Annotated in this window: 2 protein-coding genes; both read left to right on the top strand. The window is 60.6% G+C overall.

Features of this window, described 5'->3' with window-relative positions; translation table 11 throughout:
- A partial coding sequence (locus tag ACEW8G_RS09280; protein WP_373488144.1) for a glycine--tRNA ligase subunit beta occupies positions 1-1,174 on the top strand: 1,174 nt, incomplete at its 5' end.
- A gap of 8 nt (positions 1,175-1,182) precedes the next feature.
- Positions 1,183-2,642: pyruvate, phosphate dikinase (locus ACEW8G_RS09275; protein ID WP_373488143.1), on the top strand; the 1,460-nt coding region annotated here is incomplete at its 3' end.

The following is a 2,642-nucleotide window of genomic DNA, read 5'->3' as shown; positions in this document are numbered from 1 at the left end:
AATGGTCGGCGAGTTCCCTGAACTTCAAGGGCTTATGGGCGGTTATTACGCGACGAAGGAGGGTCTCGACCCCCAGGTCGCCGCCGCCATCCGCGATCATTACAAGCCGGTGGGCCAAGGCGATGACGTGCCCACCGATCCGGTGACGGTGGCGGTGAGTTTGGCGGATAAGCTGGATACGTTGGTTTCATTTTTTGTAACGGGTAACCAGCCTACTGGTTCTAAAGACCCCTTTGCGTTACGGCGCATGGCATTAGCTCTCATTCGCCTCATAATTACGAATGATCTCAGATTACCCCTTCTTGTAGTGATCAATAGATTTCTCAAATTTGAAATTGCACGAGATCAATATCATTGGAATGAGCTTTATGAAGCGCCAGATGGTTCATCGGTATTCCGATTTGATGAGGCTGGACAATGGAATAACGATTTCGACCTAAATCGCAGCGAGAATGAAATTTCAGTGGGTGTACATTGGGATCCAGTAATTCGTTGGCCCTTGGCAGAATTTAAAATTGAGTATCTCATCGAATATATTCGGCTCTCCTTCGACACATCCCAAGTTGTTGCATTTGTAGCCGACCGCCTCAAGGTCCAGCAGCGCGAGGCAGGTGTCCGTCACGATCTGATCGACGCGGTGTTCGCGCTCGGCGGCGAGGACGACCTCGTCCGGCTGCTCGCGCGCGTGCATGCGTTGCAGGCGTTTGTTGAGACCGATGAGGGGGGCAACCTGCTCGCCGGGTACAAGCGCGCGGCGAATATCTTGAAGAAGGAAAAGCCCTCTCCCCTTGAGGGGAGAGGGGGGAGCCGCGCAGCGGCGGGGGGAGAGGGGCATGCGCCGACCTCAGTTCAGGCCCCTCTCCCTTCGACGCCTGACGGCGTCTCTTCCCTCTCCCCTCAAGGGGAGAGGGCATTTGGGTTGGAACCCGCCGAAGCCGCGCTTATCGCCGCCCTCGATGCCGCCGAGCCTGCCGCTGCCGATGCCATCGCGCGTGAGGATTTTGCCGCTGCGATGATCGCGCTTGCCTCACTGCGCGGGCCGATTGACCGCTTTTTTGATGACGTGACCGTGAACGATGCCGATCCGGCCAAGCGCGAGCATCGCCTCGCCTTGCTCGCGCGCATCCGCGCAGCGGTGCACAGCGTTGCTGACTTCTCGAAGATCGAGGGTTAGGGGAACTGATGACCAAATATGTGTATCGTTTCGGCGGCAACGCCAGTGATGGCGGCGCCAATCCTGGCCAGGCCGGCAACAAGAACCTGCTCGGCGGCAAGGGCGCGAACCTTGATGGCATGGCCTCGATCGGCCTGCCGGTGCCCCCGGGCTTCACCATCAGCACCGACATGTGCACCCGTTATTATCTCGATGGCGAGGTGTTTCCTGACAGCCTGAAGGCCGAAGTCGCCGAGGGCCTGAAGCATATCGAGCAGATCACCGGCAAAAATTTCGGCAACGCGGCTGATCCTTTGCTGGTCTCGGTGCGCTCGGGTGCGCGCGTGTCGATGCCCGGCATGATGGACACGGTGCTCAACCTTGGCCTCAACGACGAGACCGTTGAGGGACTGGCGATCACGTCGGGCGATGAGCGGTTTGCGTGGGACAGCTACCGCCGGTTCGTGCAGATGTATGCCGATGTCGTGCTTGGCCTTGATCATGATGCGTTTGAAGAGGCGCTGGAAATCATCAAGGAAGACAACGGCTTCTATAGCGATACCGAGATGGAAGCGAAACACTGGCGCGCGCTGGTGGGCGAGTACATGACGCTGGTCGAGGAGCAATGGGGCAAGCCGTTCCCGCAGGATGTGCACGATCAGCTATGGGGCGCGGTCGCGGCGGTGTTCGGATCGTGGCAGTCGGAGCGGGCCAAGGTCTATCGTCGCCTCAACGACATTCCCGCCGAATGGGGCACCGCGGTCAATGTGCAGGCGATGGTATTCGGCAACATGGGCGACACCTCGGCAACGGGCGTGGCGTTCACGCGCAATCCCTCGACCGGCGAGAACCTGTATTACGGCGAGTTCCTGATCAATGCGCAGGGCGAAGACGTGGTCGCGGGCATCCGCACCCCGCAGTATCTGACCAAAGCCGCGCGCGCGGAAGCGAACGCCAAGCCGCTGAGCATGGAAGAGGCGATGCCCGAAACCTATGCCGAGCTGGCACGGGTGTTCCACATCCTCGAAACGCATTACCGCGACATGCAGGACATCGAGTTCACCGTCGAGCGCGGTAAATTGTGGATGCTGCAGACCCGTTCGGGCAAGCGCACCGCCAAGGCGGCGCTCAAGATCGCGGTCGATATGGCCAACGAAGGCCTGATCACCGAGCAGGAGGCGATTGCCCGGGTCGATCCGATGGCGCTCGATCAGCTGCTGCATCCCTCGCTTGATCCTGATGCGGTGCGCGATGTGCTGACCAAGGGCCTGCCCGCATCTCCCGGCGCGGCGAGCGGCGTGATCGTGTTCGACGCTGACACCGCCGAACGGCGCAATGCGATGGGCGAGGCGGTCATCTTGGTGCGGATCGAGACCAGCCCCGAAGACATTCACGGGATGCACGCGGCGCGCGGCATCCTCACCGCTCGTGGCGGCATGACATCCCACGCTGCGGTGGTCGCGCGCGGCATGGGGCGGCCGTGCGTTTC

This window comes from Blastomonas sp. (genome assembly GCF_041747255.1).
Lineage (GTDB): Bacteria > Pseudomonadota > Alphaproteobacteria > Sphingomonadales > Sphingomonadaceae > Blastomonas.
Note: the sequence above shows the minus strand (reverse complement) of the source record. Positions and strands in the feature narration are given on the sequence as shown.